This is a genomic window from Mesorhizobium sp. GbtcB19 (assembly GCF_019091085.1).
GTDB lineage: Bacteria > Pseudomonadota > Alphaproteobacteria > Rhizobiales > Rhizobiaceae > Mesorhizobium.
The window spans coordinates 212318-238027 of record NZ_JAGXJY010000003.1; the positions used below are offsets into that span (position 1 = coordinate 212318).

Consider the following 25710-nt stretch of genomic DNA (forward strand, 5'->3'; position numbering starts at 1 on the left):
CACTACCCACCACTCACTATTCACTACTCACTTATCCGATCTTCACCGGAATCCGCGCCTCGATCCGGCTGAAGACGAAGACCAGGATGCCGGTGATCGTCATATAGATCAGCGCCAGAAGCAGCAAAGGCTCGTAGGTCAGATAGGTGTCCTGGCGCACTTTGGACGAGACGGCGAAGATGTCGATGACGCTGATCGTCGCCACCAGCGGCGTCGACTTCAACTGCAGCACCGTCTCGCCGGTCAGGGTCGGCAGCGCGCGGTAGAAGGCTTGCGGCAGCCAGATGCGGCGGAAGATTTTCCAGCGGCTCATGCCGAAGGCCCGGGCTGCTTCCAACTGACCTTTCGGCACGCCGGCGAAGGCGCCGCGCATCACCTCGCCTTCATAACCGGCGAAGGACAAGGTCAGCGCCACCACCGCATAGGGCCAGGCTTGCCTGAGATACGGCCACATCCACGATTCTCGGATCCACGGATATTGCGGAAAGAGTGATCCGAGCCCGTAATAGAGCAGCCAGAGCTGCAGGAGCAGCGGCGTTCCGCGGATGATGGTGCAGAAAATTTTCGCAGGCACGGAAAACCAGAACGGTCCGCCCGCCTGCGCCAGGCCGAGCGGGACGGCCAGCGCAAAGCCAAGCGCGCAAGTGACGGCGAGGATCCACAGCGCCCGCCATATGCCCATCAGGCCCATTTCCCAATATTGCGGCAGCCAGTCCCAGCGCATGAAGAAGGCGGCGCAGAAGACCAGCGCAAGAGCCATGAGGATCAGCACGATGCGGTGCGGCTGAAGCCACAGCGACGCGCGCGCCGCGACGTTGATTGCGGCGGCCTCTCCGGTCATCAGCGGGCCTCATTGACCGAAGGCATGCCGCGTCGCGACCAGGCTTCGATGCGGCCGATGTTCAAGTTGGAAAGGAGCGACACGGCAAGGTAAAGCGTGCCGGCTGCCAGAAAAAACAGCAGATAGGCCTTGGTGACGCCTGCCGCCTGCCGCGTCGCCAGCGTCAGTTCATTGAAACCCACGACGGCAAGCAGCGCCGTATCCTTGGTAGCGATCAGCCAGAGATTGGCGAGACCAGGAATGGCGAAAGGCAGCATGGCGGGAATCGTGATGCGCCGCAGCATCAGGCCTGGCGACATGCCATAGGCGCGGGCGGCTTCGATCTGACCCTGCGGGATCGCGAGGATCGCGCCGCGGATGACCTCGGTCGAATAGGCGCCCTGGACGAAACCGAGCACGAAAATGCCGGCCGCCAGTCCGCTGATGTCGACACGGCTGTAGCCCATCGCCGTCAGCACCTGATTGATGAGGTCGGTGCCGGCGTAATAGAGCAGCAGGATTAGCACCAGTTCCGGCACGGCGCGTACGACGGTGGTGTAGACTGCGAGCAGATCGCGGGTCACCGGGCCGCCGTAGAGCTTGCCGAAGGCGCCGGCGGTGCCGATCATCAGGCCGAGGCAGGTGGCGCCGATGGCGATCTCGAGCGAATGCAGCAATCCAACCAGCAACGTGCCGCCCCAGCCGGGTGAGACGGGCGACAGGAGTTCGATGATGCCGGCAGCCGTGGCCGGAAGAAGCGCGTCGATCAGTTTTGCCCCCGAATTGCTGGCAAGCCACTGACGGCCAGGTCAGCGGCAGGCGTGCGTTGCAAGGATCGGGCATGGCGCGGACGCCATGCCCTCACTCATTTGCGAGAGGGTTCAGTTCGACTGCGGGGCGCCGCCATAGATGTCGAAGTCGAAATACTTCTTCGAAATCTCGTCATATTTGCCGTTGGCGCGGATCGCTTTGATGCCGGCGTTGAACTTTTCCTTCAGCGCGGTGTCTTCCTTGCGGATGCCGGCGCCGACGCCCGGTCCAAGCACCTCGTCGTCCGGGGCCACCATGCCCTTGAGATCGCAGCAGGCCTTGCCCTGGTCCGACTTCAGGAATTCGCCGAGCGCGATGGAATCGGCCTGAACAGCGTCGAGACGGCCGGCGGCCAGATCGTTGTTGGCTTCGTCCTGCGTCTGGTATTCCTTGATCTCCTGCGCGCCGGTGAAATGCTTCTTGGCGTACACCGCATGCACGGTCGAGACCTGGACACCGATCACCTTGCCCTTGAGATCGTCGGGCGTGGCACCGAATTTCTGGTCCTTCGGTCCGATGATGGCGGTCGGGGTGTTATAGTACTTGTCCGAGAAGTCGATCGTCTTCTCGCGCTCGGCGGTGATCGACATCGAGGAGACGATGGCGTCGATCTTCTTGGTGGTCAGCGCCGGAATGATGCCGTCCCAGGCGACAGGGGTGATGACGCAGTCGAGCTTTTCTTCAGCGCAGACGGCGTCGACGAAGTCGATCTCCCAGCCCACCCATTTGCCGCTGGCGTCGGGCGAGGTGAAGGGCGGGTATGGCTCGGCGGCGACGCCGATCTTGACCTGCTCGGCCTTTGCCACGCCGCCCATCGCTGCAACGCCGAGGAGCAGCGCCGCCGCGAATGTCTTGAGAACAGTCTTCATGTCAGGACTCCCAGTTTGTTGTTGTTCCCGGTTTTCGCCCCGCTTGATGCCGGTTCCTAGCCGACATTGCGGAGGAATTGTTTGAGCCTTTCGGATTTGGGCGCGCCGAACAGCTGTTCCGGCGGACCTTCCTCCTCGACCAGCCCGTTGTAGAGATAGACGACGTGCGTCGCGACCTCGCGGGCGAACTTCATTTCATGCGTCACCAGCACCATGGTGCGCCCCTCGCGCGCCAGGTCGCCGATCACTTTCAGCACCTCGCCGACGAGCTCGGGATCGAGCGCCGACGTCGGCTCGTCGAACAGCATGACGCGCGGATTGATCGCCAGCGCGCGCGCGATCGCGGCGCGCTGCTGCTGCCCGCCGGACAGGAAAGCCGGATAGACGTCGCGTTTCTCCGCCAGGCCGACGCGGGCAAGCAGCTTCTCGGCCTGGGCGATCGCCTCGTCGCGCTTGACGCCGAGCACATGCACCGGAACCTCGATGACGTTCTCGATCAAGGTCATGTGGCTCCAGAGATTGAAATTCTGGAACACCATGCCGAGCCGGGAGCGGATGCGCTCGATCTGCCGGCGGTCGGCCGGAACCGTGTGGCCGTGGCTGTCGGCCTTGAGCTTGATCTCCTCGCCATTGACCCGGATGATGCCGCTGGTCGGATTCTCAAGGCAGTTGATGCAACGCAGCAGCGTCGATTTGCCGGAGCCGGAGCCGCCGATGATCGCGACAACCTCGCCGTCGCGCGCCGACAGCGAAACGCCTTTCAGCACGTGCAGCTGGCCGAATTTCTTGTGCAGGTTTTCGACGTGGATGGCTTCTGCGGCGCTGTTTTGCGCCTCGCCGGATCGGACTGCGGCAGCGTCCACCGCGCTCACCGGGTGACCTCTATATGGTCGACGGCAGGTCGTCGAACGTCTATCCGGCTAATCAACATTACGCTGTACTGCCCGCTCCAGACTTCAGCATGGACCCGACAGCGCGAGCCCGTCAATCCCGCACATTACGGCACTTGCGGCGTTGTTGTGCAAGTGTATAAATAGCCTTTCATGAAATTTTTTCGCTTTTTTTCACCTTAGAAGGGCATCGATGAGCGCTTTCGGATCACAGTCCATGGCGGCGCCGCTGCGGCGCGTGCTGATGCGGTCGGCGGCCAACGCGATGCGCGGCGCCGACAGGGCTGCGTGGCACTACGGCCCCGGGTTCAACCCGGCGAAAGCGGCTTCGCAGCATGCGGCTCTTGCCGCGCTGGTGGCGGCTTCCGGCGCCGAGATCGAATGGATCGAGGACAAGGCCGACGGGCTTTCGGACTCGGTGTTCACGCATGACCCGTCGCTGATGACCGACCGCGGCGCGCTGATCCTGTCGATGGGCAAGCCGCTGCGTGCCAAGGAGCCCTCGTTGCACGAGGAAACCTACCGAAGGCTGGGCATTCCGATCCTCGGCCGCGTCGAGGCTCCCGGCCAGGTCGAAGGCGGCGATTGCGTGTGGGTGGATAGCCGCACGCTGGCGATCGGGCGCGGTGTCCGCTCCAATCAGGAAGGCATCCAGCAGGTTGCCAACCTGCTGACGCCGCTCGGCATTTCCGTCTACGGTTTTGATCTGCCGCTGTGGCAGGGCGAAGAGGCGTGCCTGCATCTGATGTCGGTGATCAGCCCGCTGGCCGACGACCTCGCGTTGGTCTATTCGCCGCTTCTCCCGGCGCCGTTCTATCAGCTGCTGAAGGCGCGCGGCATCCGGCTGGTCGAAGGCGACGCCGGAGAGTTCGCCGCTTCCAACGGCCTCAGCCTGAACGTGCTGCCGACCAGTCCGCACAAGGTGATTGCCGTTGCCGGCTTTCCCAAGACCAGAGCCGCGATGGAAGCCGCCGGCTGCACGGTTGAGATATTCGAAGCGGATGCGCTCTGCATTGCCTGCGAAGGCGGGCCGACATGCCTGACGCGGCCGATCCTGCGCCAATGAACGCGCGCCGCAAGTTCCGTCGCGAGGGCGAGGAGCGGCGGCGGCAGGACCTGATCGATGCGACCCTGGACAGCGTGGCCGAACATGGTCTGCAGGGCGCGACCGTGCGCACCATCGCCTTGCGCGCCGGCGTCACCGCCGGGCTGATCCGGCATTATTTCCCAGGCAAGGAAGACCTGCTGCAGGAAGCCTATGCGGCACTCATGGGCCGCATGACCGAGCAGGCGAAAGCGGCCTTGGTCATGGAAGACGCCTCGCCGCGTCAACGCCTTGCGGCCTTCGTCACCGCCAACCTCAACGCGCCGATCATCGACCAGCGGGTGTTTTCGCTCTGGGCAACTTTCCTCGGCCGCGCCGGCGCGGATCCGACGCTCGCCCGCGCCCATCGCGAAGGCTATCTCGGCTTTCGCAACGAGGTCGAAGCGGTCGTGGCCGAAGTGCTCGCCGCCGAACGGCGCAAGCCGGACGCAGCTGAGCTGCGCCGCCATGCCATCGCGATCAACGCGATCATCGACGGGCTCTGGATCGAAGGCTGTCTGGCCGGCGAGATGTTCTCGCCTGGCGAATTGGCGGCGATTGGCATCAAAGCCATAGAGGCCGAGCTCGGCCTCGCGCCGGAAAAGCAATTCCAGGAAAAGTGAGAAGCGGTTTTCCGTCCGGAATTGCGTAAGAAACAAGAGATAGAGCGGGTCGCTGTTTCCGTGGAACAGTGACCAAGCTGTAACGGGAGGAAATCTATGACCACCATCGGCGAAGCGCTGATCACCTTGCTCGAAGCGCATGGCGTCGACACCGTCTTCGGCATTCCGGGCGTGCACACGGTCGAGCTCTATCGCGGCCTGGCGCGCTCGAAGATCCGCCACGTCACGCCGCGCCACGAGCAGGGCGCCGGCTTCATGGCCGACGGTTATGCGCGCGCCGGCGGCCGGCCGGGCGTCGCCTTCGTCATCACCGGGCCGGGGCTCACCAACACCATCACCGCCATGGGCCAGGCGCGCGCCGATTCGGTGCCGATGCTGGTCATCTCCGGCGTCAACGCCACCGACACGCTCGGCAAGGGTCTGGGCTTCCTGCATGAGCTGCCCGACCAGCGCGGCATGATGGAAAAGGTTGCGCTGTTTTCCGAGCGCATCACCGAGGCTCATCAATTGCCGGGCGCGCTTGCCCGCGCCTTCGCGCTGTTTTCGTCGGCGCGGCCGGGACCGGTCCATATCGAGATCCCGACCGACGTCATGGTCAAGCCCGCCGACGGCATTGCGGCCGCGCTGAGCAATGCGGCGCCGCCGGCGCCGGACGCTGCGGCGATTGCCGAGGCGGCGAAGTTGATCAAGGCCGCCAGCCGCCCGCTGATCCTTTCAGGCGGCGGCGCCAAAAAGGCCGACGCGGCGTTGCGGCGTCTGGCCGAGACGCTTGGCGCTCCCGTGGTCGAAACCGCCAATGCGCGCGGCCTGTTGCATGGCCATCCGCTTTGCGTGCCGGCGAGCCCCAGCCTGAAGGCAGTGCGCGCGCTGATGGCGGAGGGCGATCTTGTGATCGCCGCCGGCACCGAATTCGGCCCGACCGACTATGACGGCTATGGCGACGGCGGCTTCGTGCTGCCGAAGAACCTGATCCGCATCGATATCGGCGCCGATCAGATCGCGCGCCGGCCGGTGACGGTCGGCATCCAGGCCGATTGCGCCGAGGGGATCCAGGCCTTGCTTGCCGCGCTTGGGCAGGACCATGTTGGCACAGAAGACGGCGAAGCCCGCGCGGCGGCGGGGCGAGAAGCTGCGTTGGCCGAGTTGAGGCCGGAATATCTGGCGCAGCTGCGCGCGGTGGAAATGATCCGCGATACGCTGCCCGGCGCCATCATCGTCGGCGATTCGACCCAGCCGATCTACGCCGCCAACCTCTATTACGACCACGATCGTCCCGGCGGCTGGTTCAACGCCGCGACCGGCTTCGGCGCGCTGGGCTACGGCCCGCCGGCGGCGATCGGTGCGGCACTTGCCGTGCCCGAGGCGCCAGTGGTGTGCCTCAGCGGCGATGGCGGCTTCCAGTTCACTCTGCCGGAGATCGGCGCCGCGCTCGATGCCGAAACGCCGGTCATCTTCGTCGTCTGGAACAATCGCGGCTATCGCGAGATCGAGACCTCGATGCTCGATGTCGGCGTCGAGCCGGTCGGCGTGTCGCCGGCGCCGCCGGATTTCTGCAAGCTCGCCGAGGCCTATGGCATCGAGGCCGAGCGGCTGGCCGGGGTCGGCGGCCTGGCCGAGGCGCTGAAGCGCGCGCGGGCGGCCGGCAAGCCGCGCGTCATCGAAATCACCGTCGACTGAAAGACTGGAGCGACCGTTGCTTGATCTATGCCGGCGCACCGGCAAACGGCATCGCCGGAGATGGTCCGACGCATGCAAAGACGCTGCGCCAGCCATGTCGATATTTCAATTGAGTGACAACACGAAAGGCGCCACGTTCGAGGCTGGGGCGGCATAACCCGAGATATAATCATAAAAATATGACAGGAGCGGTCGGAGTATGACGGAAACGCTGAATGGCAGGCATATCGTGGTGACGGGCGGCACTGGGGCGCTCGGCGGTGCGGTTGTCGGCAGGTTGCTCGAACAAGGCGCGATCTGCCACGTGCCAAACGCCCACGCGGCAGCCCCGCCGCATTTTCCCTATGCAGCCCACGCCAGCGTGCATCTGGCGCATAATGTCGACCTGTCGGATTCGGCCAAGGTCGAAGCCTTCTACCATCAGGTGCCCGAACTCTGGGCCTCGATCCACCTTGCCGGCGGCTTCACCATGGCGCCGGTCGAAAAGATCGAGTCTGCTTCCTTCGCCGAGATGATGGACACCAATGCCCGCACCGCCTTTCTGTGCAGCCGCGCCGCGGTGCGCTCGATGCTGTCGTCCAATACGGCTGGCCGCATCGTCAACGTCACCGCGCGGGCGGCCCTGGAACCGCGCAAAGGTTCAGGCATGGTCGCTTATACGGCGAGCAAGGCGGCGGTCGCGGCCATGACGGTGGCGATGGCCGAGGAGTTGAAGCACAAGGGCATCCTTGTCAATGCGGTTGCTCCCTCGACGCTCGACACGCCCGCCAACCGCGCCGACATGCCCGACGCTGATTTCGCCAAATGGGTCAGCCTGGAAGCGGCCGCCGAGGCCATCGCCTATCTCGCCTCGCCGGCTAACCAGGCCATGAGCGGCACGCTGGTCCCGCTCTACGGCCGCGCCTGAACACTATCTCTTTGTTTTACGCAATTCCGGACGGAAAACCGCTGACACTTTTCCTGGAATTGCTCTGATATCCCGACAAAGAAAAACCCCGCCGGATCGCTCCGGCGGGGTTTTTGTTGTTCGTCGGTTGAAGAGGCTTGGCTTAGTTGCCCTGCTTCTTCAGCGCCGCGCCCAGGATATCGCCCAGCGAGGCGCCGGAGTCGGTCGAGCCGTACTGGGCGACCGCTTCCTTTTCCTCGGCGATTTCCAGCGCCTTGATCGAGACCTGCAGCTTGCGGGTCTTCTTGTCGAAGGCGATGACGCGGGCGTCGACCTTCTGGCCGACGGTGAAGCGCTCGGGGCGCTGCTCGTCGCGGTCGCGCGAAAGGTCGGAGCGCTTGATGAAGGTCTCGATGCCGCTGTCGACCAGCCGCACGTCCAGACCGCCATCCTTCACGCCGATGACCTCGCAGGTGACGACGGCGTTCTTGCGCAGCTCGCCGCTGTTGGCCGCTTCGCCGACCGTGTCACGGGCCAGCTGCTTGATGCCGAGCGAGATGCGCTCCTTCTCGATGTCGACGTCGAGCACCTGCGCCTTGACCATGTCGCCGCGATTGTACTCTTCGATGACCTGCTCGCCCGGACGGGTCCAGTCGAGGTCGGACAGGTGCACCATGCCGTCCACGTCGCCTTCGAGGCCGATGAACAGGCCGAACTCGGTCTTGTTCTTGACCTCGCCCTCGACCTGGCTGCCGACCGGATGGTTGCGCGCGAAGGCTTCCCACGGATTCTCCAGCGTCTGCTTGAGACCGAGCGAGATGCGGCGCTTGGCCGGGTCGACCTCGAGCACGACCACGTCGACTTCCTGGGTCGTCGACAGGATCTTGCCGGGGTGCACGTTCTTCTTCGTCCACGACATTTCCGAAACGTGGATGAGGCCCTCGATGCCCGGCTCCAGCTCGACGAACGCGCCGTAGTCGGTGATGTTGGTGACGGTGCCCTTGATCTTCTTGCCGATCGGGAACTTGGTGCCGATATCCGACCACGGATCCGACTCGAGCTGCTTCATGCCGAGCGAGATGCGGTGGGTTTCCTGGTTGATGCGGATGATCTGCACCTTGACCGTCTGGCCGATGTTGAGGATCTCGGTCGGATGGTTGACGCGGCGCCATGCCATGTCGGTGACATGCAGCAGGCCGTCGATGCCGCCGAGGTCGACGAACGCACCGTAATCGGTGATGTTCTTGACCACGCCTTCGACCACCTGGCCTTCCTCGAGGTTCTGCACGATTTCCGAACGCTGTTCGGCGCGGCTCTCCTCGAGCACGGTGCGGCGCGACACCACGATGTTGCCGCGGCGGCGATCCATCTTGAGGATCTCGAAGGGCTGCGGGTTGTGCATCAGCGGGGTGACGTCGCGGATCGGGCGGATATCGACCTGGCTGCGCGGCAGGAACGCCACGGCGCCGTCGAGGTCGACGGTGAAGCCGCCCTTGACCTGGTTGAAGATGACGCCTTCGACGCGCTCACCCTTGGTGAACTTCTCTTCGAGACGCACCCAGCTCTCCTCGCGGCGAGCCTTCTCGCGCGACAGCATGGCTTCGCCAAGCGCGTTCTCGATGCGCTCGACATAGACTTCGACGGTGTCGCCGACCTTGAGGGAGGATTCCTTGCCCTTGGCGCCGAATTCCTTCAGCGGCACGCGGCCTTCGACCTTGAGGCCGACGTCGATGATGGCCATGTCCTTTTCGATCGCGGTGATCGTGCCCCGGACAACCTGGCCCTCGCCGGAATGGCCGGCGGTGAATGATTCTTCGAGCATGCTCGCGAAATCGTCGCGAGACGGATTAGCTACTGACATTGTTTCTCCTGGAATGCCTCGCATTTCGAGCGGGGCGGGCGCCGTGGGTTAGCGTTGCGTTGAGCCTGCCGGCGTTCCGGGCTGAAGAGCCCTTGGCCGCTTTCAAGCGGCAAGTCTGGCGCATAAGAATGCTGGCAGGCTGGTTCCTGCCCGATATGGGTATTTTCGCCGCCGACGGCAATCGAAAAACCTGATCAGGCCTTGTTTCTTTTGGCGAGGGCCTCGTCAACGATCGCCATCGCCGCCAGAAACGCGGCCTCTATAGCCATTTCGCTGGTATCAAGCAAGTGCGCGTCTGCCGCCGGCTTCAAGGGCGAGTCGGCACGGCCCATGTCGCGCTCGTCGCGGCGCTCGATATCGGCGAGGATGGTGGCGAAATCGGCGCTGCCGCCCATGCTCTCGATCTCGGCCAGCCGGCGCCGCGCCCGCACCGCCGCGCTTGCCGTGACATAGAGCTTGATGTCGGCGTCGGGGCACACCACGGTGCCGATGTCGCGGCCGTCGAGCACCGCACCGGGCGGTGCCTTGGCGAAGGCCCGCTGCTTTTCGACCAGGATGCGCCGGACTGTCGGGATGACGGCGACCTTGGAGGCCGCCTCGCCCACCGCATGCGCCGACAGCACCGTGCGGTCGAGGTTCGACAGATCGACCTGCCGCGCCGCGGTTTCGGCTGCCGAGACATTGTCCAGCGGCAGGCCGAGTTCTAGCAGTTTATGGGCAACGGCGCGGTAGGTGAGGCCGGTGTCGAGCAGGTTCAGCCGGTAATGGTCGGCGAGCCGGCGGGCCAGCGTGCCCTTGCCCGCGCCTGCGGGACCGTCGATGGCGATGGTGAAGGTTTGGGTCATAAGCGAGCCGTCGCGATCGAAAAGCGTGCTGAATAAGACAAGCGTCGCGATCCTTCACACCCCCCTCTGTCCTGCCGGACATCTCCCCCGCAAGGGGGGAGATTGGCGGTTCGAGCGCCCCGCTCAATTCCGCAATGTTGGCGATTGGCGAAAGCCGGTGCGACAGCTGATCTCCCCCCTTGCGGGGGAGATGTCCGGCAGGACAGAGGGGGGTGCTGTCCCGCCAACATCTCAGTTCGGCTCCAACCCATCAGCCTTCACTCGATCTCCGCGCCCAGCCCCTTCATCAGTCCCATGAACTCCGGAAAACTCGTGGCGATCATGTTGGCGTCGTCGATAGTCACCGGCTTTTCCGTCGCCAGTCCCATGACCAGGAAGCTCATGGCGATGCGGTGGTCGAGATGCGTCTTCACCGCCGTATCCGGGCCATTGGGGTGAGCGCCCAGACCCTTGCCACCCGGCTTGCCGCGCACGGCGAGCGAAGCCTCGCCCTCGGTGCAATCGACGCCGTTGAGCTTAAGCCCGTTGGCTACCGCCGCCAGGCGGTCCGATTCCTTGACGCGCAATTCCTCCAGGCCCTGCATCAGCGTCTCGCCCTCGGCGAAAACAGCCGCCACCGCCAGCACCGGATATTCGTCGATCATCGACGGCGCCCGCTCCGGCGGCACCACGACGCCTTTCAACTCGGAATACCGCACGCGCAGATCCGCGACGTCTTCGCCGCCGGCATTGCGCGGATTGAGGATGTCGATCCTGCCGCCCATCTCCTGCAGCGTCAGCAGCAGCCCGGTGCGGGTCGGGTTCATCAGCACGTTCTCGATTGTGATGTCCGAACCCGGCACGATCAGCGCGGCCACCAGCGGGAAACCGGCCGAGGATGGGTCGCCGGGCACGGCGATCGTCTGTCCGGTAAGCTTGCCCTGGCCTTCGATGAAGATATGGCGCACGCCGCGCTCATCGGTCTCGACGGTCAGGTTGGCGCCGAAACCCTTCAGCATCTTTTCGGTGTGGTCGCGCGTCATCACCGGCTCGATCACCGTGGTGATGCCCGGCGTATTGAGGCCGGCAAGCAGCACCGCCGACTTCACCTGAGCGGATGCCATCGGCACGCGATAGGTGATGGGTGCGGCATGTTTGGGGCCGCGCAAGGTGATCGGCATGCGGTCGCCGGGCGCTGCCTTCAGCACCTGCACGCCCATCTGGCGCAGCGGGTCGAGCACGCGGCCCATCGGCCGGCCGGACAGCGAGGCGTCGCCGATGAAGGTGGTCTCCATATCATAGGTGCCGACCAATCCCATGGTCAGCCGCGAACCGGTGCCGGCATTGCCGAAATCGAGCGGGCCTTCCGGCTGCAGCAATGCGCCGTTGCCGGTGCCGCGGATCACCCATTCGGCGCCGTTCTTTTCGACATGCGCGCCCATCGCCTTCATGGCGGCACCCGTGCGCATCACATCCTCGCCTTCGAGCAGGCCGGTGATGCGGGTTTCGCCGGAAGCGAGGCCGCCGAACATGAAGGAGCGGTGCGAGATCGATTTGTCGCCAGGCACGCGCGCGGTGCCGGCAAGGGCAGGGGATTTGCGGGCCGTGGCTGGTCTGGCGGCGGCGGAATGAGACATTTTGTCTTCCAAATGAAATGCCGGCTTGCCGGCCCGGTTCGTCATGATGCGGCGGTCTCGTATCACGGCGCGCGGCAATGGTCATCCCCTTGGCGCAAGCCTTTGAAAAGCGGGTTTTGCGCACATGTCTTTTGGCTTTGACAGCGCCGTAAACTGCGGTTAAGGGGACCATTCTTTTATTGACGAGGCTTGCTGTGGCGAAAGCTGAACTTGGCACAAAGCGTGTCGACCCCGAAACGGGTCGGAAATTCTACGACCTGAACAAAGACCCGATCGTCTCGCCCTATACGGGCAAGAGCTATCCGCGCTCCTATTTCGACGAAGGCAAGATTTCCGCCATCGAGGAAGATGAGGAAGTCGCCGACAAGGAAGTGGATGGCGACGAGGAAGAGGGCGCCGAAGTCGTTTCGCTCGAGGAAGCCGACGACGAGACCAAGGGCGGCGGCGGCGACGATCTTCCCGATCTCGGCGACGACGAGGATGACGACGTCGATCTCGGCGACGACGAGGACGACACCTTCCTTGCCGACGAAGAGGAAGAGGACGACGACGTCTCCGACATGATCGGCGTCGGCGACGACGAGGACGAGGTCTGATCGGATCGTTTGCCGGCGATTTTCGCCTGTGACGAAAAAGCGGCTTTTGAAGGCTTGATCTTGTCCGAAGGCGGCGCTAGAAGCCGCCAGCACTAAACGACGGCGCGGTTCCCGACTGCGCCGGATCTCTTCGCCGGAAACGGCGCCGGCTGACTGCCGGGAGTGGGGCCATAGCTCAGTTGGGAGAGCGCTTGAATGGCATTCAAGAGGTCGTCGGTTCGATTCCGATTGGCTCCACCAAACAGTCTCCTGGCGATGCTTGGTTTTGCGGCACTCGCGCTTGCTGCCTGTCAATCCACTCCGGACACCCAGCCCGTAACCGACCCACAACCCGCTCCGGCTGCCATTGCGGCTCCCGCGCCGGCTCCGTCGAATTCGGCGGCCCTTGACCAGACCGTTGCCGTGGTCCCTCCGGCCAAGGGCGTTCCGGCGAGATATGCCGCGTTCTCCGGCATATGGGCGGGGCAGCTCAACGGCATGTATGACGGCAAGCTGGCGGTGCTGACCGTATCGCCGGGCGGGCAGGTGACGGTGAGCTATGCATGGGGCGATCTGGCCGACAACAAGCCGGGCGTCGCCGACGGCTCCGGCCGTATTGCCGGGAGCACCATGAAGCTCGGACGCCTGCCGAACGGCGCCGACATCACCGCCACGATGGTGTCGCAAGGCACGCTCGATGTGACCTACACGCTGGCGGGTCAGACCTATAGCGGTTCGTTCACCCGAGCCGGTCAATAAGCACCAGGATTGATTTGGCGTCGACGCGATCGCACGCACATCGGCGTCGCGATGTCGATCGCGCTACCGTCAACCGGCCGCGCGTCTCATCGCACACGAGAATCGAGAGGCGGCCGAAGGTCTGACTGGGCGAAAACAGGTGCGCCTTTGAGGCTATCGAAAATTGCAAGACGGGCGTTCTGCATCCATTCCGTGCCCGGGGGCTCCTTTGCGACGCAGCCGCCAAATTTTCGCCGATCGTCGCTTGCAAGGAAATCCCATATGTGAAAATATTATTCACAAAAGAAAACTGACGGGAGGAAGGCTATCATGCATCTCGCCATCCGGCATCGTGCGCGGATCCGCCGTGCAGGCCGCGCCGGAACCTGCCGGAGCGCGGCATGAGCGCGTTCTCGCCGACCGTCGGCGTCGCGTCGACGCACCCGGCGGACATGCCTGAGGCGCATGCCGAAATCCCCGTCTGGAATTCGGAAAACTGGTTCTACGAGGACTGGCAGGTCGGCCACAAAATCCGCTCGCTCCGCCGAACCATCGCCGAGGGCGAAAGCCACGCTTTCAACGCGCTGGTGCTGGATATCCATCCTTACGTGCAGGACCAGATGTTTGCCGAGAAGGAAGGCATTTTCGGCAAACGGCTGGTGGCCGGCGCCTTCGTCTTTTCGGCCGGCCTCGGCCTTGTCGCCACCAACTGCGTCAACGCTTTTTCCTATGGCTACGACAAGCTCCGCTTCATCAAGCCGGTGTTCATCGGCGACACCATCTATTCCATCCGCTCCAACCTCGACAAAAAGCCGCGCTACCAGGACATGGGCCTGATCCGCGCCAGCTATGAAGTCTTCAAGGGTGAAGGAGAGCTGGTGCTCTACTGCGAGCATCTGCAGACGGTGAAGTACAAGAACCCGGCCGATTTCGTCGGCAAGACCGAGAAGTGAACCCGTGGCCGCTGATCAAGAACTTCCGCTGACCGGCCTCGTCGTTATCGACATGAGCCAGTTCCTTTCGGGACCCTACTGTTCGTTGCGCCTGCTCGACCTCGGCGCACGCGTCATCAAGGTCGAGCGGCCGGACGGCGGCGACCTGTCGCGCCGGCTCTATCTCAGCGACACCGAGATCGGCGGCGATTCCACCATTTTCCACGCCATCAACCGCGGCAAGGAAAGCCTCGCCGTCGACCTCAAGAACGAGGCCGACCTCGCCATGCTGCGCGGGCTGATCGCCAGGGCTGACGTGCTGATCCAGAATTTCCGGCCGGGCGTCATCGAGCGGCTCGGCCTCGACTATGAGCATGTCAGAACCATCAACCCACGGCTCGTCTATGCCTCGATCAGCGGCTATGGCGAGGACGGCCCCTGGGTAAAGCGCCCCGGGCAGGATCTGCTGGCGCAGGCGCGCTCCGGCGTCATGTGGCTGAACGGCGACGAGGAGCAGGGTCCGGTGCCGTTCGGCCTCGCCATCGCCGACATGCTGGCGGGCGCGGCCAGTGCGCAAGGCATACTCGCCAAACTCGTGCGGCGCGGCATCACCGGCCAGGGCGGCCATGTCGAAACCAGCCTGCTCGAGGCGCTGATCGATTTCCAGTTCGAGGTGCTGACCACGCATCTAAATGATGGCCGCCGCCTGCCGAAGCGCTCGTCGTTCCGCAGCGCCCATGCCTATCTGTCGGCGCCGTACGGGGTCTATCCGGCCAAGGACGGCTATCTGGCGATTGCCATGACGCCTATCCCGACAATTGCCGACTTGCTCGAATTGCCCGCGCTCGATCCCTTCCGCGACAAGCCGGCGACCTGGTTCACCGCCCGCGACGAGATCAAGGCTATCATTGCCAGACGTATCGCGGAAAAGACCATCGACGAATGGCTTGCCGTTCTGGAGCCCGCCGACGTCTGGTGCGCCAAGGTGCTGACCTGGCCGGAGCTGATGGCAAGCGACGGCTTCAAGACGCTCGACATGCTGCAGACCGTGACCCGCGAGGACGATGTCTCGATCCTCACCACGCGTTCGCCGCTGCGCGTTGATGGCGCGCGCACCAAAGTCGATCGCGCGGCGCCGCTCATCGGCGAGCACAGCGAAAAGATCCGCGCGGAGTTCGGCCTGTGATCCGGCTGAAAGGCATGACCTGGAGCCACCCGCGCGGCTACGATCCGATGGTGGCGTGCTCGGCGCTGTGGAAGGAAAAGACCGGCGTCTCGGTCGAATGGGAAAAGCGCTCGCTGCAGGATTTCGAGTCCTTCCCGGTAGAAGAGCTCGCCCGCGCCTATGATCTGATCGTCATCGACCATCCGCATGTAGGCCAGATCACCGCCGAGAAATGCCTGGCGCCGCTCGATGTGCCGGGGCGTGAGGTGGAACGCGAGGCGCTCGCTGCCGGCAGCGTCGGCCAATCCTATCCGAGCTACACCTGGCAGGGCCGGCAGTGGGGTTTCCCGATCGATGCGGCCACCCAGGTGCAGGCCTGGCGGCCCGATCTGATCGAGGCCGCGCCGACGATCTGGACCGAAGTGCTGTCGCTTGCCGAGCAGGGCCGCGTGCTCTTGCCGCTCAGGCCGCCGCATTCGCTGATGTGCTTCTACACCCTTGCGGCCGAGCTCGGCCGGCCATGTGCGGTCGATGGTTCGGCCGACCTTGTCGATGCCGAGACCGGCGAAACCGCTTTCGAGATGCTGCGCGAGCTTGCGGCGTTGATCGATCCCGCATGCCTGGCGATGGACCCGATCGCGGTCTTCGAAAGGATGGCGGAACCCGGCTCGCGCACTGCCTGCACGCCGCTGGTCTATGGCTATGTTCCCTACGCCGTGGCGGGTTTCCGGCCGCACCGTCTCGCCTTTGCCGACATGCCTGTCGCCGGCGGTGACGGCCCGATCGGCTCGGCGCTGGGCGGCACCGGTATCGCTGTCTCGGCCTTTTCCGCCGCGCGCGAGGCGGCGATCGATTTCGCCTATTGGATCGCCAGCGGCGACGTGCAGCGCGGGCCCTACGCCGCCGCCGGCGGCCAGCCCAGTCATGCCGCGGCCTGGGAGGACGCCGCCGTCAACGCCGCCACCGGCGACTTCTATCGCGCCACGCGCGCGACGCTCGAAGGCGCCTGGGTGCGTCCACGCCATGACGGCTACATGACGTTCCAGCAGCGGGCTTCCGACCGGATCAATGAAGGCCTCGCCGGCAGGCAGTCCGGCCGCCGCGTCGTCGCCGACATCAATCGCCTGTTCAAAGAGAGTTTCGCGTCGGCTGCCGGCTAGATCCAGCGCACCAAAAAGCTAATCCAACCGCCACAACCGACGCGCATTGCCGGACAGCAGGCGGCTCCGCTCCGAGTCACTCGCGCCCGCCAGCAGCGCATGCGTGGCGGCAATCCAGGTCGTCAGCCCGCCGCCCAGCGTGCAGACAGGCCAGTCGCTGCCCCAGATCACCCGGTCCCAGCCGAAGCAGCGGGTCGTATGCTCGACATAGGGCTTGAGCGTATCGACTGTCCAGGTCGCCGGATCGGCATAGGCGACGACGCCGGAGATCTTGCCGACGACGTTCGGCCGCTTGGCGATCGCTTCCATATGTTCACGCCACGGATGCTCGGCATTGCCCTTGATGTCGGGCACGCCGCAATGGTCGAGGACGAACTGGACGTCGGGCGCGAGATCGGCGAGCGCGATGGCCTTCGGGATCTGATGCGGCAGCACGACCAGGTCGAAGGTCAGGCCGGTGCCGGCCAGCCGCTTGACGTTCTGGCGAAACAGCGCTCCTTCCGAAACATCGTCGGGAACGACATGCAGCACGCGTCTAAAACCCTTGACGAACGGGTCGGTTTTGACCGTTTCCAGATAGGCCTCGAACCCGTCCTCTTCGGGACGGCAGGACGCGATCGCGCCGCGAAGCAGGCTATCCGCACTGCCGGCAAGCGACTTCACATAAGCGGTCTCGGCGGCGATGTCGGCGGGGCCGACATCGACCTCCATATGCAGCACGCCTTCGATGCCTGAGCGCCGCGCGTCGGCGGCATATTCGTCATAGGAGAAATCGCGGTTCAGCGCCGGCACGCCGGCCAGCCACGGATAGCGGAGCGCGCTCTGGTCGATGAGATGCAGATGCGTGTCGATGATCATGGCGGCGTCTCCTCCATTGCTCCGCACTATCCCGCCTAAAAATCCATTATTCAAATAAGAAATTACGACGATTGCGGCACATCTGACCCGGCGAGCTGCGAGAGCCTCGCCGCGGCGTCCTGCAGATGCCGAATCGTCAACGTGATATCCGGCGCCGAGGGCGCATTGACGAGGGTAATATAGGGAATGGTCAGCGCCGCGATGGCCCTGCCGTCGGGTCCGAGCACCGGTGTCGACAGATTGTAGACGCCCGCGGTTTGCAGCGACGCCATCATCTCGTAGCCGCGGTCGCGCACCTGGTCGAGGCGGGCGAAGAATTCCGGCGTCAGGTTGAGCTGTTCGGTGCTCTGCAGGTGCTCGGCGATCATCATCTTGCGCTCTTCCGGCGAGCGGAAGGCGAGCAGCACATGGCCGGAGCCGGTGTCGAACAGGCTGATATGCGAGCCGACGCGGATCGAAATACCCCAGTAGCGCGGGGCTTCCTGCTGGGCGATAACCACGGCGGCGCCGCGGTCGAACACCACCAATTGATTGGCCTGCCATGATGTTTCGGCCAATTCGCGCATGATCGGCGTCGCGTAGGACACCAGCCGGCGCACCGGCGCATGCAGTTGCGCGAGGCCGAACAGCTTGAGCGTCAGCGAATAGCGGTCGCCGTCGATCTTGGTGACATAGCCGCGCCGCACCAGCCGGTCGAGCATGCGGTAGAACTCGTTCGGGCTGCGGTCGAGCCGCTTGGCGATCTCCGCCTGCGTCAGTCCGCCGTCCACACTCGACAGCAGCTCGAGGATGTCCAGGCCCTTGTCGAGCGCCGGCGCGCGGTAGCGGTCCCCGTCTTCTTCCTCTGCCACGAACCCCTCCAGTGAATTTCGATCTGCATATATGCATGAACTTCATTCGACAGGAAGCACAATCGGCTTGACCCGGGAATGAAAATGCTATTTGCATATGAATGAAGCCTGACCGGCGCGGTTCCGTATTTTGCGGGCCATCGCCGCAGGCTCATGGGAGGAGAAACATGACGAGACTGCTTCTAGGCCTTTCCGCAGGCATGGCCGGCTTGCTGCTGAGCGGCACGGCGTTTTCGGCCGATCTGCCCGGCAAGTTTCCGGGCGTGACGATCGACGCCAAGCTGATCGGCGGCCAGCAATATGAGAAGCTCTACGAGCGCATCCCCGAGTGGGAGAAGCTGACGGGCGCCAAGGTCAACATCCTGTCGAAGAAGAACCATTTCGACCTCGACAAGGAGATCAAATCGGACATCGCCTCCAACTCGATCACCTGGTGCGTCGGCTCCAACCACACCTCGTTCGCGCCGCAATATCCGGGCATCTACACCGACCTCGCCAAGCTGCTGCCGAAGGAAGAGATCGACGCCTTCGTCCCGGCCAATGTTGCCGCCGGCACGCTGGACGGCAAGCTGGTCATGCTTCCGCGCGCGCAGTTCGACGTCTCGGCGCTCTACTACCAGAAGAGCCTCTACCAGGACGAAGCCAAGAAGAAGGCCTACAAGGACAAATACGGTGAGGAGCTGGCGCCGCCGGACACCTTCGACGAGATGGCGCAGCAGGCCGAATTCTTCGCCAGCCCGCCGGATTTCTACGGCACGCAATATGCCGGCAAGGAGGAGGCGATCAACGGCCGCTTCTACGAGATGGTGATCGCCGACGGTGGCGAGTATCTCGACAAGGACGGCAAGCCGGCCTTCAATTCCGAGGCCGGCGTCAAGGCGCTCGACTGGTTCGTCAAACTCTACAAGGCCAAGGCCGTGCCGGCCGGCACCACCAACTATCTGTGGGACGATCTCGGCCAGGGCTTTGCTTCGGGCACCGTGGCGATCAACCTTGACTGGCCGGGCTGGGCCGGCTTCTTCAACGATCCGAAGTCGTCCAAGGTCGCCGGCAATGTCGGCGTCAAGGTCCAGCCGAAGGGTTCGTCCGGCAAGCGCTCGGGCTGGTCCGGCGCGCATGGCTTCTCGGTGACCGAGAACTGCGCCAACAAGGAAGCCGCCGCCTCGCTGGTCTGGTGGCTGACCAATGAGGACAGCCAGAAGCTCGAAGCCGCGGCCGGCCCGCTGCCCACCCGCACCAAGGTGTGGGAATGGGACCTCGAGCAGGCGAAGTCCGATCCCTACAAGACCGAAGTGCTGCAGGCCTTCCAGGAAGCCGCCAAGAACGCCTTCCCGGTGCCGCAGACGCCGGAATGGATCGAGATCTCCAACGCGGTCTATCCGGAACTGCAGGCCGCCATCCTCGGCGACAAGACGTCGAAGCAGGCGCTCGACGACGCTGCCGCCAAGGCAACGCAGATCCTCCAGGACGCGGGCAAGCTCTAGGCATCCGCGCCCCGCAACCGCCTCCCCGCAAACCGGGGAGGCGGCCGCGTAGATCTGTACAATATGCCATCCCGGGTTTCGGCTGGGTTGGCCCATTCGCTTCGTTCACAGGATCCCGATGAAGGGCTTCAAGCCATCCGCGCCGATTCTTCTTCTGCTGCCGGCTTTCGTCGTGCTGGCGGCGGTGGTGCTCGTGCCGCTGCTTTTGTCGCTCTATTCAAGCTTCACGCCGTTTCGGCTGACCCGGCCCGAGACCTTCTTCGTGCTGATCGGCTTCCGGAACTACGTCTCGATCCTGGGCAATCCGGACTTCTGGTATGCCTTCGGCAGGACGGTGCTTCTGCTCACCGTCGCGCTCAATCTCGAAATGCTGCTCGGCCTCGGCCTGGCCTTGCTGGTCGAGAAGGCGACGCGCGGCCAGCGCATCCTGCGCACGCTGATGATGTTCCCGATGATGTTCTCGCCGATCCTCGTCGGCTTCCAGTTCAAGTTCATGTTCAATGACAATATCGGCCTGGTGAACAACGCGCTGCAGTCGCTGGGCATCACCCAAGACGCCATCCCGTGGCTGATCGAAAGCCACCTCGCCTTCACCGCCATCACCATTGCCGAGGTCTGGTCGTCGACCTCGATCTTCGCGATCCTCATCCTGGCCGGGCTGCTCGCCATGCCCAAGGAGCCGATCGAGGCGGCGCGCGTCGACGGCTGCACGCCGTGGCAGACCTTCCGCTATGTGACCTGGCCCTTCGTCATGCCCTTCGCCTATATCGCCATGACGATCCGCTCGCTCGACGTCGCGCGCGCCTATGACATCGTCAAGATCATGACCGATGGCGGTCCGGCTGGCCGCACCGAGCTGTTGTGGACGCTGGTCGGGCGCACCGCCTATAGCGACGCCCGCATGGGCCTGGCCAACGCGATGGCCTATTTCTCGATCCTGCTGTCGATCGCCTTCACAGTCTATTTCTACAACAAGCTTGCCGCGGCGCGCGCGCAGATCGGCGCGGAGTGGTGAGAATGGACGAGAACGCCTCCGCCCGCCTCACCCGCCGCGCGTTGACCGTCGCGCACCGCGTCGGCCTGTTCCTCGCCATGCTGTTGATCTGCCTGCCGGGCATCTGGATCGTGCTGTCGTCGCTTAGGCCGACGGTCGAGATCATGGCCAAGCCGCCGGTGTGGATCCCGCAGCAGCTCTCCTTCGACGCCTATGTCGCCATGTTCAGCGGCATCGGCAAGGGCGGCATTCCAGTGCTCGACTATTTCCGCAACTCGCTGATCATCTCGGTCTCCTCGACGGCGATCGCGGTCGCCATCGGCATGGCCGGCGGCTACGCCTTCGCGCGCTATCGGTTTCGCGGCAAGTCGGGCATGTTCCTCGGCCTGATGTTGACCCGCACCGTGCCCGGCATCGCGATGTCGCTGCCGCTCTTCTTCGTCTATGCGCGGCTCGGCATCATCGACACGCATTTCGGCATGATCCTCGCTTATGTGGCGCTGAACATCCCCTTCACCATCTGGCTGATCGACGGCTTCTTCCGCCAGGTGCCGAAGGACCTTGCCGAAGCCGCGCAGATCGACGGCTGCACCCGCTGGCAGGCCTTCTGGCAGGTCGAGTTCCCGCTGGCGCGTCCGGGCATCGCCTCGGCCGCGATCTTCGCCTTCCTCACTTGCTGGAACGAGTTCGCGCTGGCCTCGCAACTCACCCGTTCCGTCAACTCCAAGACGCTGCCGGTCGGGCTGCTCGACTACACGGCCGAGTTCACCATCGACTGGCGCGGCATGTGCGCGCTGGCCGTGGTGATGATCATCCCGGCGCTGACCCTCACCTACATCGTCCAGAAACACCTCGTCGGCGGCCTCACCTCCGGCGCGGTGAAAGGTTGACTTCATGGCAACGGTTTCGCTGAAAAACCTCACCAAGCGCTACGGCAACATCGGGATCGTACACGGCATCGATCTCGAGATCGCCGACCGCGAGTTCATCGCGCTGGTCGGCCCGTCCGGCTGCGGCAAGTCGACGACTTTGCGCATGATCGCCGGCCTCGAGGATATCAGCGGCGGCGACATTGATATCGGCGGCCGCGTGGTCAACGATCTGCCGCCACGCTCGCGCAACATCTCGATGGTGTTCCAGTCCTACGCGCTCTACCCGCATATGACGGTGCGTGAGAATCTCGGCTTCTCGCTCAAGATCGCCGGCGCCGCCAAGGACGACATGGACCGGCGCGTCGCCGAGGCCTCCGCCATCCTCGGCCTCGACGAACTGCTCGAACGCCGCCCCTCGCAGCTTTCCGGCGGCCAGCGCCAGCGCGTCGCGATGGGCCGCGCCATCGTGCGCGATCCCGATGTCTTCCTGTTCGACGAGCCGCTGTCGAACCTCGACGCCAAGCTGCGCACGCAGATGCGCACCGAGATCAAGAAGCTGCACGCCAAGGTAAAGTCGACGGTCATCTATGTCACCCACGACCAGGTCGAGGCGATGACGCTTGCCGACCGCATCGTCATCATGCGCTCAGGCCATATCGAACAGGTCGGCACGCCGGACGAGGTGTTCAGCCGTCCGGCGACCCGCTTCGTCGCCGGCTTCATCGGCTCGCCACCGATGAATTTGCACGAAGCGACTGTGAGCGACGGCAGGCTGGTCTTCAGCGGCGGCGACAGCCTGCCTCTGCCCGGACAGTTCAAATCGAAGACATCGGCCGGCGACAAAGTCGTGTTCGGCATCCGCCCCGACGATTTCTATCCCACCGGCCACGGCCTGAGCTCAGGCGGCGAAACCGAAGTCCACCGCGTCGAGCTGCCGGTCAGCATCACCGAGCCGCTCGGCAATGAAACTTTGGTCTTCGCCGAGTTCAACGGCACCGACTGGGTGTCGCGCATGCTCAATCCCAAGCCGCTGAAGGCTGGCGACAGGATTGGCATGAGCTTCGACCTCAGCCGCGCACATCTGTTCTCCGCCGAAACCGGCAAGTCGCTGAGGAACTGACATGGCGAAAATCGAGAAAATCGAACTGCGCATGGTCGACCTCGTGCCTAAGGTCAGGCGCACCGACGCCATCCAGAGCTTCGTCAGCCAGGAGACGCCGATCGTCACCATCACCGATTCCGACGGCGCGACGGGCACCGGCTACAGCTACACGATCGGAACCGGCGGCTCGTCGGTGATGCGGCTTCTTGCCGATCATCTCGCGCCGCGCCTGATTGGCCGCGACGGCGACCAGATCGAGGCGATCTGGCACGACCTGGAATTCGCCACTCATGCAACCACCATCGGCGCCATCACCGCGATTGCGCTGGCCGCGATCGACATCGCTTTGTGGGACCTGCGCGCCAAAAAGCAGAACCTGCCGCTCTGGAAGCTCGCCGGCGGCGCCAAGGACCGCTGCCCGCTCTACACCACCGAGGGCGGCTGGCTGCACATCGAGACACAGGCGCTGGTCGATGACGCTTTGGCGGCGAAGGCCAAGGGTTTCACGGGCTCGAAGGTGAAAATCGGCAAGCCGCACGGCTCCGAGGACGTCGCGCGACTTTCAGCTGTGCGCAAGGCCGTTGGCGACGGCTACGAGATCATGACCGACTGCAACCAGGGCTTTTCCGTCGACGAGGCGATCCGCCGCGCCGAGCGGCTGCGCGAGCTCGATCTCGCCTGGATCGAGGAGCCGCTGCCGGCCGACGACATCGACGGTCATGTGCGGCTGTCGAACTCGACCGTGACGCCGATCGCGGTCGGCGAGTCGCTCTATTCGATCAGGCACTTTCGCGAGTACATGCAAAAAGGCGGCTGCAGCATCATCCAGGTCGATGTCGGCCGCATCGGCGGCATCACCCCCTGGCTGAAAGTCGCCCATGCCGCGGAGGCCTTCGACATGCCGGTCTGCCCGCATTTCCTGATGGAACTGCATGTCAGCCTCACCTGCGCTATCCAGAACGGCAAATATGTTGAATACATCCCGCAGCTCGACGAGTTGACGGGCAGGAAGATGCGCATCGAGAATGGCCATGCGCTGGCGCCGAGCGAGCCCGGCATCGGCATCGACTGGGACTGGGACGCGGTCAAGGCAGGAAGCATCGCCGAGTTCACCACGGCGATCGTGAAATAGGAGGCGGATGATGCAGCGCATGGGCATGGTGCTCGGGCTGAAGCCCGAGAAGGTCGAGGAATATGTCCGCCTTCACGCTGCCGTCTGGCCAGACGTGCTCGCCATGATCTCGGCCTGCAACATCAAGAATTACTCGATCTATCTGAAGCGGCCGGAGAATCTCCTGTTCTCCTATTTCGAATATCACGGCACCGATTACGCCGCCGACATGGCCAAGATGGCCGCCGATCCGAAAACGCAGGAATGGTGGTCGGTCTGCATGCCTTGCCAGGAGCCGCTGGAAACGCGCAAGGAAGGCGAGTGGTGGGCGACGATGGACGAGGTCTTCCATCATGACTGATGCCTTCGATCCGGCATCGCTGGCCCAGTCATGGCCGAAACCCTCGAAGCCGCGCCCGATCGTCACCTTCGGCGCCGGCTCGATCGTCGGCGACGCGCATTTTCCTGCTTACCGCAAAGGCGGCTTTCCGATTTCCGGTCTCTACGATCCGGATCAGGCGAAGGCGCAAAAACTCGCCGAGACATGGGGCGTGACGGCGTTTCGTTCGGTCGAGGAGGCAGCGGCCGTGAAGGATGCGATCTTCGATCTCGCCACGCCGCCGGGCCGGCACGCCGAGGTGCTGAAGGCGCTGCCGGATGGCGCGGTGGCGCTGATCCAGAAGCCGATGGGCAACTATCTCGGCGAGGCAACCGAGATCCTCGAAATCTGTCGTGCCAAGCAACTGAGGGCTGCGGTCAACTTCCAGCTCCGCTTCGCGCCGATGATGCTGGCGCTGAAGGACGCCATCGCCCGTGGATGGCTGGGCGAGGTCGTCGATTTCGATGCTCTTCTCGCTCTCGACACGCCATGGCAGCTCTGGGAATTCCTGCTCAAGGCGCCGCGCGTCGAGATCGCCATGCATTCGATCCACTATCTCGACCTGATCCGCCAGCTTCTCGGCAATCCGCTGGGCGTGCACGCCAGGACGCTTGGCCATCCCAACCACAAGGTCGCGCAGACCCGCACCAGCGCCATCCTCGATTATGGCGATACGGTGCGCTGCGCGCTCTCGATCAACCACGATCACAAATTCGGCCGCCGCTACCAGGCCTGCGAGTTCCGCATCTGCGGCACCGAGGGCGCGGCCTATGTCAAGCTCGGCCTCAATCTCGACTATCCGCGCGGTGAACCGGACATCTTGGAAATCCATCCGAAGGGCGGATCGGACTGGGTCGCCGTGCCGCTTGCGGGCGAATGGTTCCCTGACGCCTTTGTCGGCCGCATGGCCAATGTCCAGCGCTTCGCCGCCGGCGAGGACGCCGAGCTGGTCAGCTCCGTCGAGGACGCCTGGAACACCATGGCGCTGGTCGAGGCCGCCTACAAATCGAGCGCCGCGCCGGCAACGCCGCTGGCTCAAAAGCCGTAAGGCAGGACATGGAACAGACCACCTATTTCGAAGACTATGAGATCGGCTCGTCGCGCCTCACCAGCGGCCGCACCATCACCGAGACCGACTTCATCGTCCACGCCGGCCACACCGGCGATTTCTTCCCGCATCACATGGACGCAGAGTTCATGAAGACGACGCCGTTCGGCCAGCGCATCGCGCATGGCACGCTGGTCTTCTCGGTCGGCGTCGGGCTGACGGCGAGCGTCATCAATCCCGTCGCTTTCTCCTATGGCTATGACCGGCTGCGCTTCATCAAGCCGGTCTTCATCGGCGACACGATCCGCACGCGGACCACCATCGCGGCCAAGGAGGATGACCCGAAACGGCCTGCTTCAGGGCGCGTCATCGAACGCATCGAGGTTTTGAACCAGCGCGACGAGGTCGTGCTGGCGGCGGATCACATCTACATCGTCGAGCGAAGGCCCGGCTGAAAGAC

Annotated in this window: 26 protein-coding genes and 1 tRNA gene; 18 read left to right on the plus strand and 9 right to left on the minus strand. The window is 64.1% G+C overall.

All coding sequences use genetic code 11. The features are described from left to right. Positions 1–31: 31 nt before the first annotated feature. From KVT37_RS07755 to KVT37_RS07770, 4 genes are all read right to left on the minus strand, one after another. Positions 32–841, minus strand: a complete 810-nt coding sequence (locus tag KVT37_RS07755; protein WP_217571323.1) for an ABC transporter permease — start codon at positions 839–841, stop codon at positions 32–34. Further along, on the minus strand, positions 841–1506 hold the full coding sequence (locus tag KVT37_RS07760; RefSeq protein WP_217571856.1) for an ABC transporter permease: 666 nt from the start codon (positions 1504–1506) through the stop codon (positions 841–843). Before KVT37_RS07760 ends, KVT37_RS07755 begins: the two co-directional genes overlap by 1 nt. Before the next feature lie 195 nt (positions 1507–1701). Beyond that, positions 1702–2499, minus strand: a complete 798-nt coding sequence (locus tag KVT37_RS07765; protein ID WP_217571325.1) for a transporter substrate-binding domain-containing protein — start codon at positions 2497–2499, stop codon at positions 1702–1704. A 56-nt stretch (positions 2500–2555) separates the two neighbouring features. Continuing rightward, complete coding sequence (locus KVT37_RS07770) at positions 2556–3371, minus strand: ABC transporter ATP-binding protein (protein WP_112096965.1); 816 nt, start codon at positions 3369–3371, stop codon at positions 2556–2558. A gap of 211 nt (positions 3372–3582) precedes the next feature. Here KVT37_RS07770 and KVT37_RS07775 point away from each other — a divergent pair, with 211 nt between their 5' ends. The 4 genes from KVT37_RS07775 to KVT37_RS07790 all read left to right on the plus strand — a co-directional run bounded on the left by KVT37_RS07775 (position 3583) and on the right by KVT37_RS07790 (position 7680). Beyond that, positions 3583–4455 carry a dimethylarginine dimethylaminohydrolase family protein gene (locus KVT37_RS07775; protein WP_217571327.1) on the plus strand — a complete coding sequence of 291 codons (873 nt, stop codon included), beginning with the start codon at positions 3583–3585 and terminating at the stop codon, positions 4453–4455. After that, a complete protein-coding gene (locus KVT37_RS07780) occupies positions 4425–5096 on the plus strand; it encodes a TetR family transcriptional regulator C-terminal domain-containing protein (protein WP_217571329.1) in 672 nt (223 codons plus the stop codon). Before KVT37_RS07775 ends, KVT37_RS07780 begins: the two co-directional genes overlap by 31 nt. A 96-nt stretch (positions 5097–5192) precedes the next feature. Further along, positions 5193–6773, plus strand: coding sequence for a 5-guanidino-2-oxopentanoate decarboxylase (locus KVT37_RS07785; protein WP_217571331.1), 1581 nt, complete (start codon positions 5193–5195; stop codon positions 6771–6773). Positions 6774–6972: 199 nt separating this feature from the next. After that, positions 6973–7680 carry an SDR family NAD(P)-dependent oxidoreductase gene (locus tag KVT37_RS07790; RefSeq protein WP_217571334.1) on the plus strand — a complete coding sequence of 236 codons (708 nt, stop codon included), beginning with the start codon at positions 6973–6975 and terminating at the stop codon, positions 7678–7680. 142 nt (positions 7681–7822) lie between these two features. Here KVT37_RS07790 and rpsA read toward each other — a convergent pair whose 3' ends face one another. The 3 genes from rpsA to aroA form a co-directional block, all read right to left on the minus strand. Then, positions 7823–9520 carry a 30S ribosomal protein S1 gene (gene rpsA / locus KVT37_RS07795; protein ID WP_217571336.1) on the minus strand — a complete coding sequence of 566 codons (1698 nt, stop codon included), beginning with the start codon at positions 9518–9520 and terminating at the stop codon, positions 7823–7825. 194 nt (positions 9521–9714) lie between these two features. Then, the gene (gene cmk / locus KVT37_RS07800; protein ID WP_217571338.1) at positions 9715–10365 is read right to left on the minus strand and encodes a (d)CMP kinase; all 651 of its coding nucleotides are present in this window, start codon (positions 10363–10365) and stop codon (positions 9715–9717) included. 257 nt (positions 10366–10622) lie between these two features. Next, positions 10623–11981, minus strand: coding sequence for a 3-phosphoshikimate 1-carboxyvinyltransferase (gene aroA / locus KVT37_RS07805; protein ID WP_217571339.1), 1359 nt, complete (start codon positions 11979–11981; stop codon positions 10623–10625). 194 nt (positions 11982–12175) lie between these two features. Between aroA and KVT37_RS07810 the strand changes: the two genes are divergently transcribed. From KVT37_RS07810 to KVT37_RS07835, 6 genes are all read left to right on the plus strand, one after another. Then, on the plus strand, positions 12176–12577 hold the full coding sequence (locus tag KVT37_RS07810; protein WP_217571342.1) for a TIGR02300 family protein: 402 nt from the start codon (positions 12176–12178) through the stop codon (positions 12575–12577). Positions 12578–12741: 164 nt separating this feature from the next. Then, positions 12742–12817 (plus strand) — tRNA-Ala (locus KVT37_RS07815). Positions 12818–12979: 162 nt separating this feature from the next. Then, complete coding sequence (locus tag KVT37_RS07820) at positions 12980–13315, plus strand: hypothetical protein (protein WP_254633871.1); 336 nt, start codon at positions 12980–12982, stop codon at positions 13313–13315. Positions 13316–13695: 380 nt separating this feature from the next. Beyond that, positions 13696–14247 (plus strand): MaoC family dehydratase, encoded by a 552-nt coding sequence (locus KVT37_RS07825; RefSeq protein ID WP_217571344.1) that lies wholly within the window; start codon positions 13696–13698, stop codon positions 14245–14247. Positions 14248–14251: 4 nt separating this feature from the next. Continuing rightward, a complete protein-coding gene (locus KVT37_RS07830) occupies positions 14252–15412 on the plus strand; it encodes a CaiB/BaiF CoA-transferase family protein (protein ID WP_217571346.1) in 1161 nt (386 codons plus the stop codon). Positions 15413–15426: 14 nt separating this feature from the next. Then, positions 15427–16551, plus strand: coding sequence for an extracellular solute-binding protein (locus KVT37_RS07835; protein WP_217571861.1), 1125 nt, complete (start codon positions 15427–15429; stop codon positions 16549–16551). A gap of 18 nt (positions 16552–16569) precedes the next feature. On the opposite strand, the gene KVT37_RS07840 is transcribed toward KVT37_RS07835, so the two are convergent. Next, positions 16570–17409: an amidohydrolase gene (locus KVT37_RS07840; protein ID WP_217571347.1), complete on the minus strand. Its 840-nt coding sequence runs from the start codon at positions 17407–17409 to the stop codon at positions 16570–16572. Between the two features lie 62 nt (positions 17410–17471). After that, positions 17472–18260, minus strand: coding sequence for an IclR family transcriptional regulator (locus tag KVT37_RS07845; RefSeq protein WP_217571349.1), 789 nt, complete (start codon positions 18258–18260; stop codon positions 17472–17474). A gap of 167 nt (positions 18261–18427) precedes the next feature. Between KVT37_RS07845 and KVT37_RS07850 the strand changes: the two genes are divergently transcribed. From KVT37_RS07850 to KVT37_RS07885, 8 genes are all read left to right on the plus strand, one after another. After that, a complete protein-coding gene (locus KVT37_RS07850) occupies positions 18428–19744 on the plus strand; it encodes a sugar ABC transporter substrate-binding protein (protein WP_217571351.1) in 1317 nt (438 codons plus the stop codon). A gap of 118 nt (positions 19745–19862) precedes the next feature. Then, positions 19863–20759 carry a carbohydrate ABC transporter permease gene (locus tag KVT37_RS07855; protein WP_217571353.1) on the plus strand — a complete coding sequence of 299 codons (897 nt, stop codon included), beginning with the start codon at positions 19863–19865 and terminating at the stop codon, positions 20757–20759. 2 nt (positions 20760–20761) lie between these two features. Next, on the plus strand, positions 20762–21628 hold the full coding sequence (locus KVT37_RS07860) for a carbohydrate ABC transporter permease (RefSeq protein ID WP_217571355.1): 867 nt from the start codon (positions 20762–20764) through the stop codon (positions 21626–21628). Between the two features lie 4 nt (positions 21629–21632). Then, positions 21633–22730, plus strand: coding sequence for an ABC transporter ATP-binding protein (locus KVT37_RS07865; RefSeq protein ID WP_217571357.1), 1098 nt, complete (start codon positions 21633–21635; stop codon positions 22728–22730). A 1-nt stretch (position 22731) separates the two neighbouring features. Then, the gene (locus KVT37_RS07870) at positions 22732–23844 is read left to right on the plus strand and encodes a mandelate racemase/muconate lactonizing enzyme family protein (RefSeq protein WP_217571359.1); all 1113 of its coding nucleotides are present in this window, start codon (positions 22732–22734) and stop codon (positions 23842–23844) included. 10 nt (positions 23845–23854) lie between these two features. Then, positions 23855–24184: an L-rhamnose mutarotase gene (locus tag KVT37_RS07875; protein ID WP_127233704.1), complete on the plus strand. Its 330-nt coding sequence runs from the start codon at positions 23855–23857 to the stop codon at positions 24182–24184. Beyond that, entirely contained in the window at positions 24177–25250 is a 1074-nt protein-coding gene (locus tag KVT37_RS07880) for a Gfo/Idh/MocA family protein (RefSeq protein WP_217571361.1), read from the plus strand. Before KVT37_RS07875 ends, KVT37_RS07880 begins: the two co-directional genes overlap by 8 nt. 8 nt (positions 25251–25258) lie before the next feature. Then, the gene (locus tag KVT37_RS07885) at positions 25259–25705 is read left to right on the plus strand and encodes a MaoC/PaaZ C-terminal domain-containing protein (RefSeq protein WP_217571363.1); all 447 of its coding nucleotides are present in this window, start codon (positions 25259–25261) and stop codon (positions 25703–25705) included. The last annotated feature ends 5 nt before the right edge of the window (positions 25706–25710 follow it).

Bases quoted from the DNA above. Each gene is read 5' to 3' on its own strand.
- KVT37_RS07755 (WP_217571323.1), bottom strand. From the start codon at position 841: ATGACCGGAGAGGCCGCCGCAATCAACGTCGCGGCGCGCGCGTCGCTG.
- KVT37_RS07765 (WP_217571325.1), bottom strand. From the start codon at position 2,499: ATGAAGACTGTTCTCAAGACATTCGCGGCGGCGCTGCTCCTCGGCGTT.
- KVT37_RS07775 (WP_217571327.1), top strand. From the start codon at position 3,583: ATGAGCGCTTTCGGATCACAGTCCATGGCGGCGCCGCTGCGGCGCGTG.
- KVT37_RS07780 (WP_217571329.1), top strand. From the start codon at position 4,425: ATGCCTGACGCGGCCGATCCTGCGCCAATGAACGCGCGCCGCAAGTTC.
- KVT37_RS07785 (WP_217571331.1), top strand. From the start codon at position 5,193: ATGACCACCATCGGCGAAGCGCTGATCACCTTGCTCGAAGCGCATGGC.
- KVT37_RS07790 (WP_217571334.1), top strand. From the start codon at position 6,973: ATGACGGAAACGCTGAATGGCAGGCATATCGTGGTGACGGGCGGCACT.
- rpsA (WP_217571336.1), bottom strand. From the start codon at position 9,520: ATGTCAGTAGCTAATCCGTCTCGCGACGATTTCGCGAGCATGCTCGAA.
- cmk (WP_217571338.1), bottom strand. From the start codon at position 10,365: ATGACCCAAACCTTCACCATCGCCATCGACGGTCCCGCAGGCGCGGGC.
- aroA (WP_217571339.1), bottom strand. From the start codon at position 11,981: ATGTCTCATTCCGCCGCCGCCAGACCAGCCACGGCCCGCAAATCCCCT.
- KVT37_RS07825 (WP_217571344.1), top strand. From the start codon at position 13,696: ATGAGCGCGTTCTCGCCGACCGTCGGCGTCGCGTCGACGCACCCGGCG.
- KVT37_RS07835 (WP_217571861.1), top strand. From the start codon at position 15,427: ATGACCTGGAGCCACCCGCGCGGCTACGATCCGATGGTGGCGTGCTCG.
- KVT37_RS07840 (WP_217571347.1), bottom strand. From the start codon at position 17,409: ATGATCATCGACACGCATCTGCATCTCATCGACCAGAGCGCGCTCCGC.
- KVT37_RS07850 (WP_217571351.1), top strand. From the start codon at position 18,428: ATGACGAGACTGCTTCTAGGCCTTTCCGCAGGCATGGCCGGCTTGCTG.
- KVT37_RS07855 (WP_217571353.1), top strand. From the start codon at position 19,863: ATGAAGGGCTTCAAGCCATCCGCGCCGATTCTTCTTCTGCTGCCGGCT.
- KVT37_RS07860 (WP_217571355.1), top strand. From the start codon at position 20,762: ATGGACGAGAACGCCTCCGCCCGCCTCACCCGCCGCGCGTTGACCGTC.
- KVT37_RS07865 (WP_217571357.1), top strand. From the start codon at position 21,633: ATGGCAACGGTTTCGCTGAAAAACCTCACCAAGCGCTACGGCAACATC.
- KVT37_RS07870 (WP_217571359.1), top strand. From the start codon at position 22,732: ATGGCGAAAATCGAGAAAATCGAACTGCGCATGGTCGACCTCGTGCCT.
- KVT37_RS07875 (WP_127233704.1), top strand. From the start codon at position 23,855: ATGCAGCGCATGGGCATGGTGCTCGGGCTGAAGCCCGAGAAGGTCGAG.
- KVT37_RS07880 (WP_217571361.1), top strand. From the start codon at position 24,177: ATGACTGATGCCTTCGATCCGGCATCGCTGGCCCAGTCATGGCCGAAA.
- KVT37_RS07885 (WP_217571363.1), top strand. From the start codon at position 25,259: ATGGAACAGACCACCTATTTCGAAGACTATGAGATCGGCTCGTCGCGC.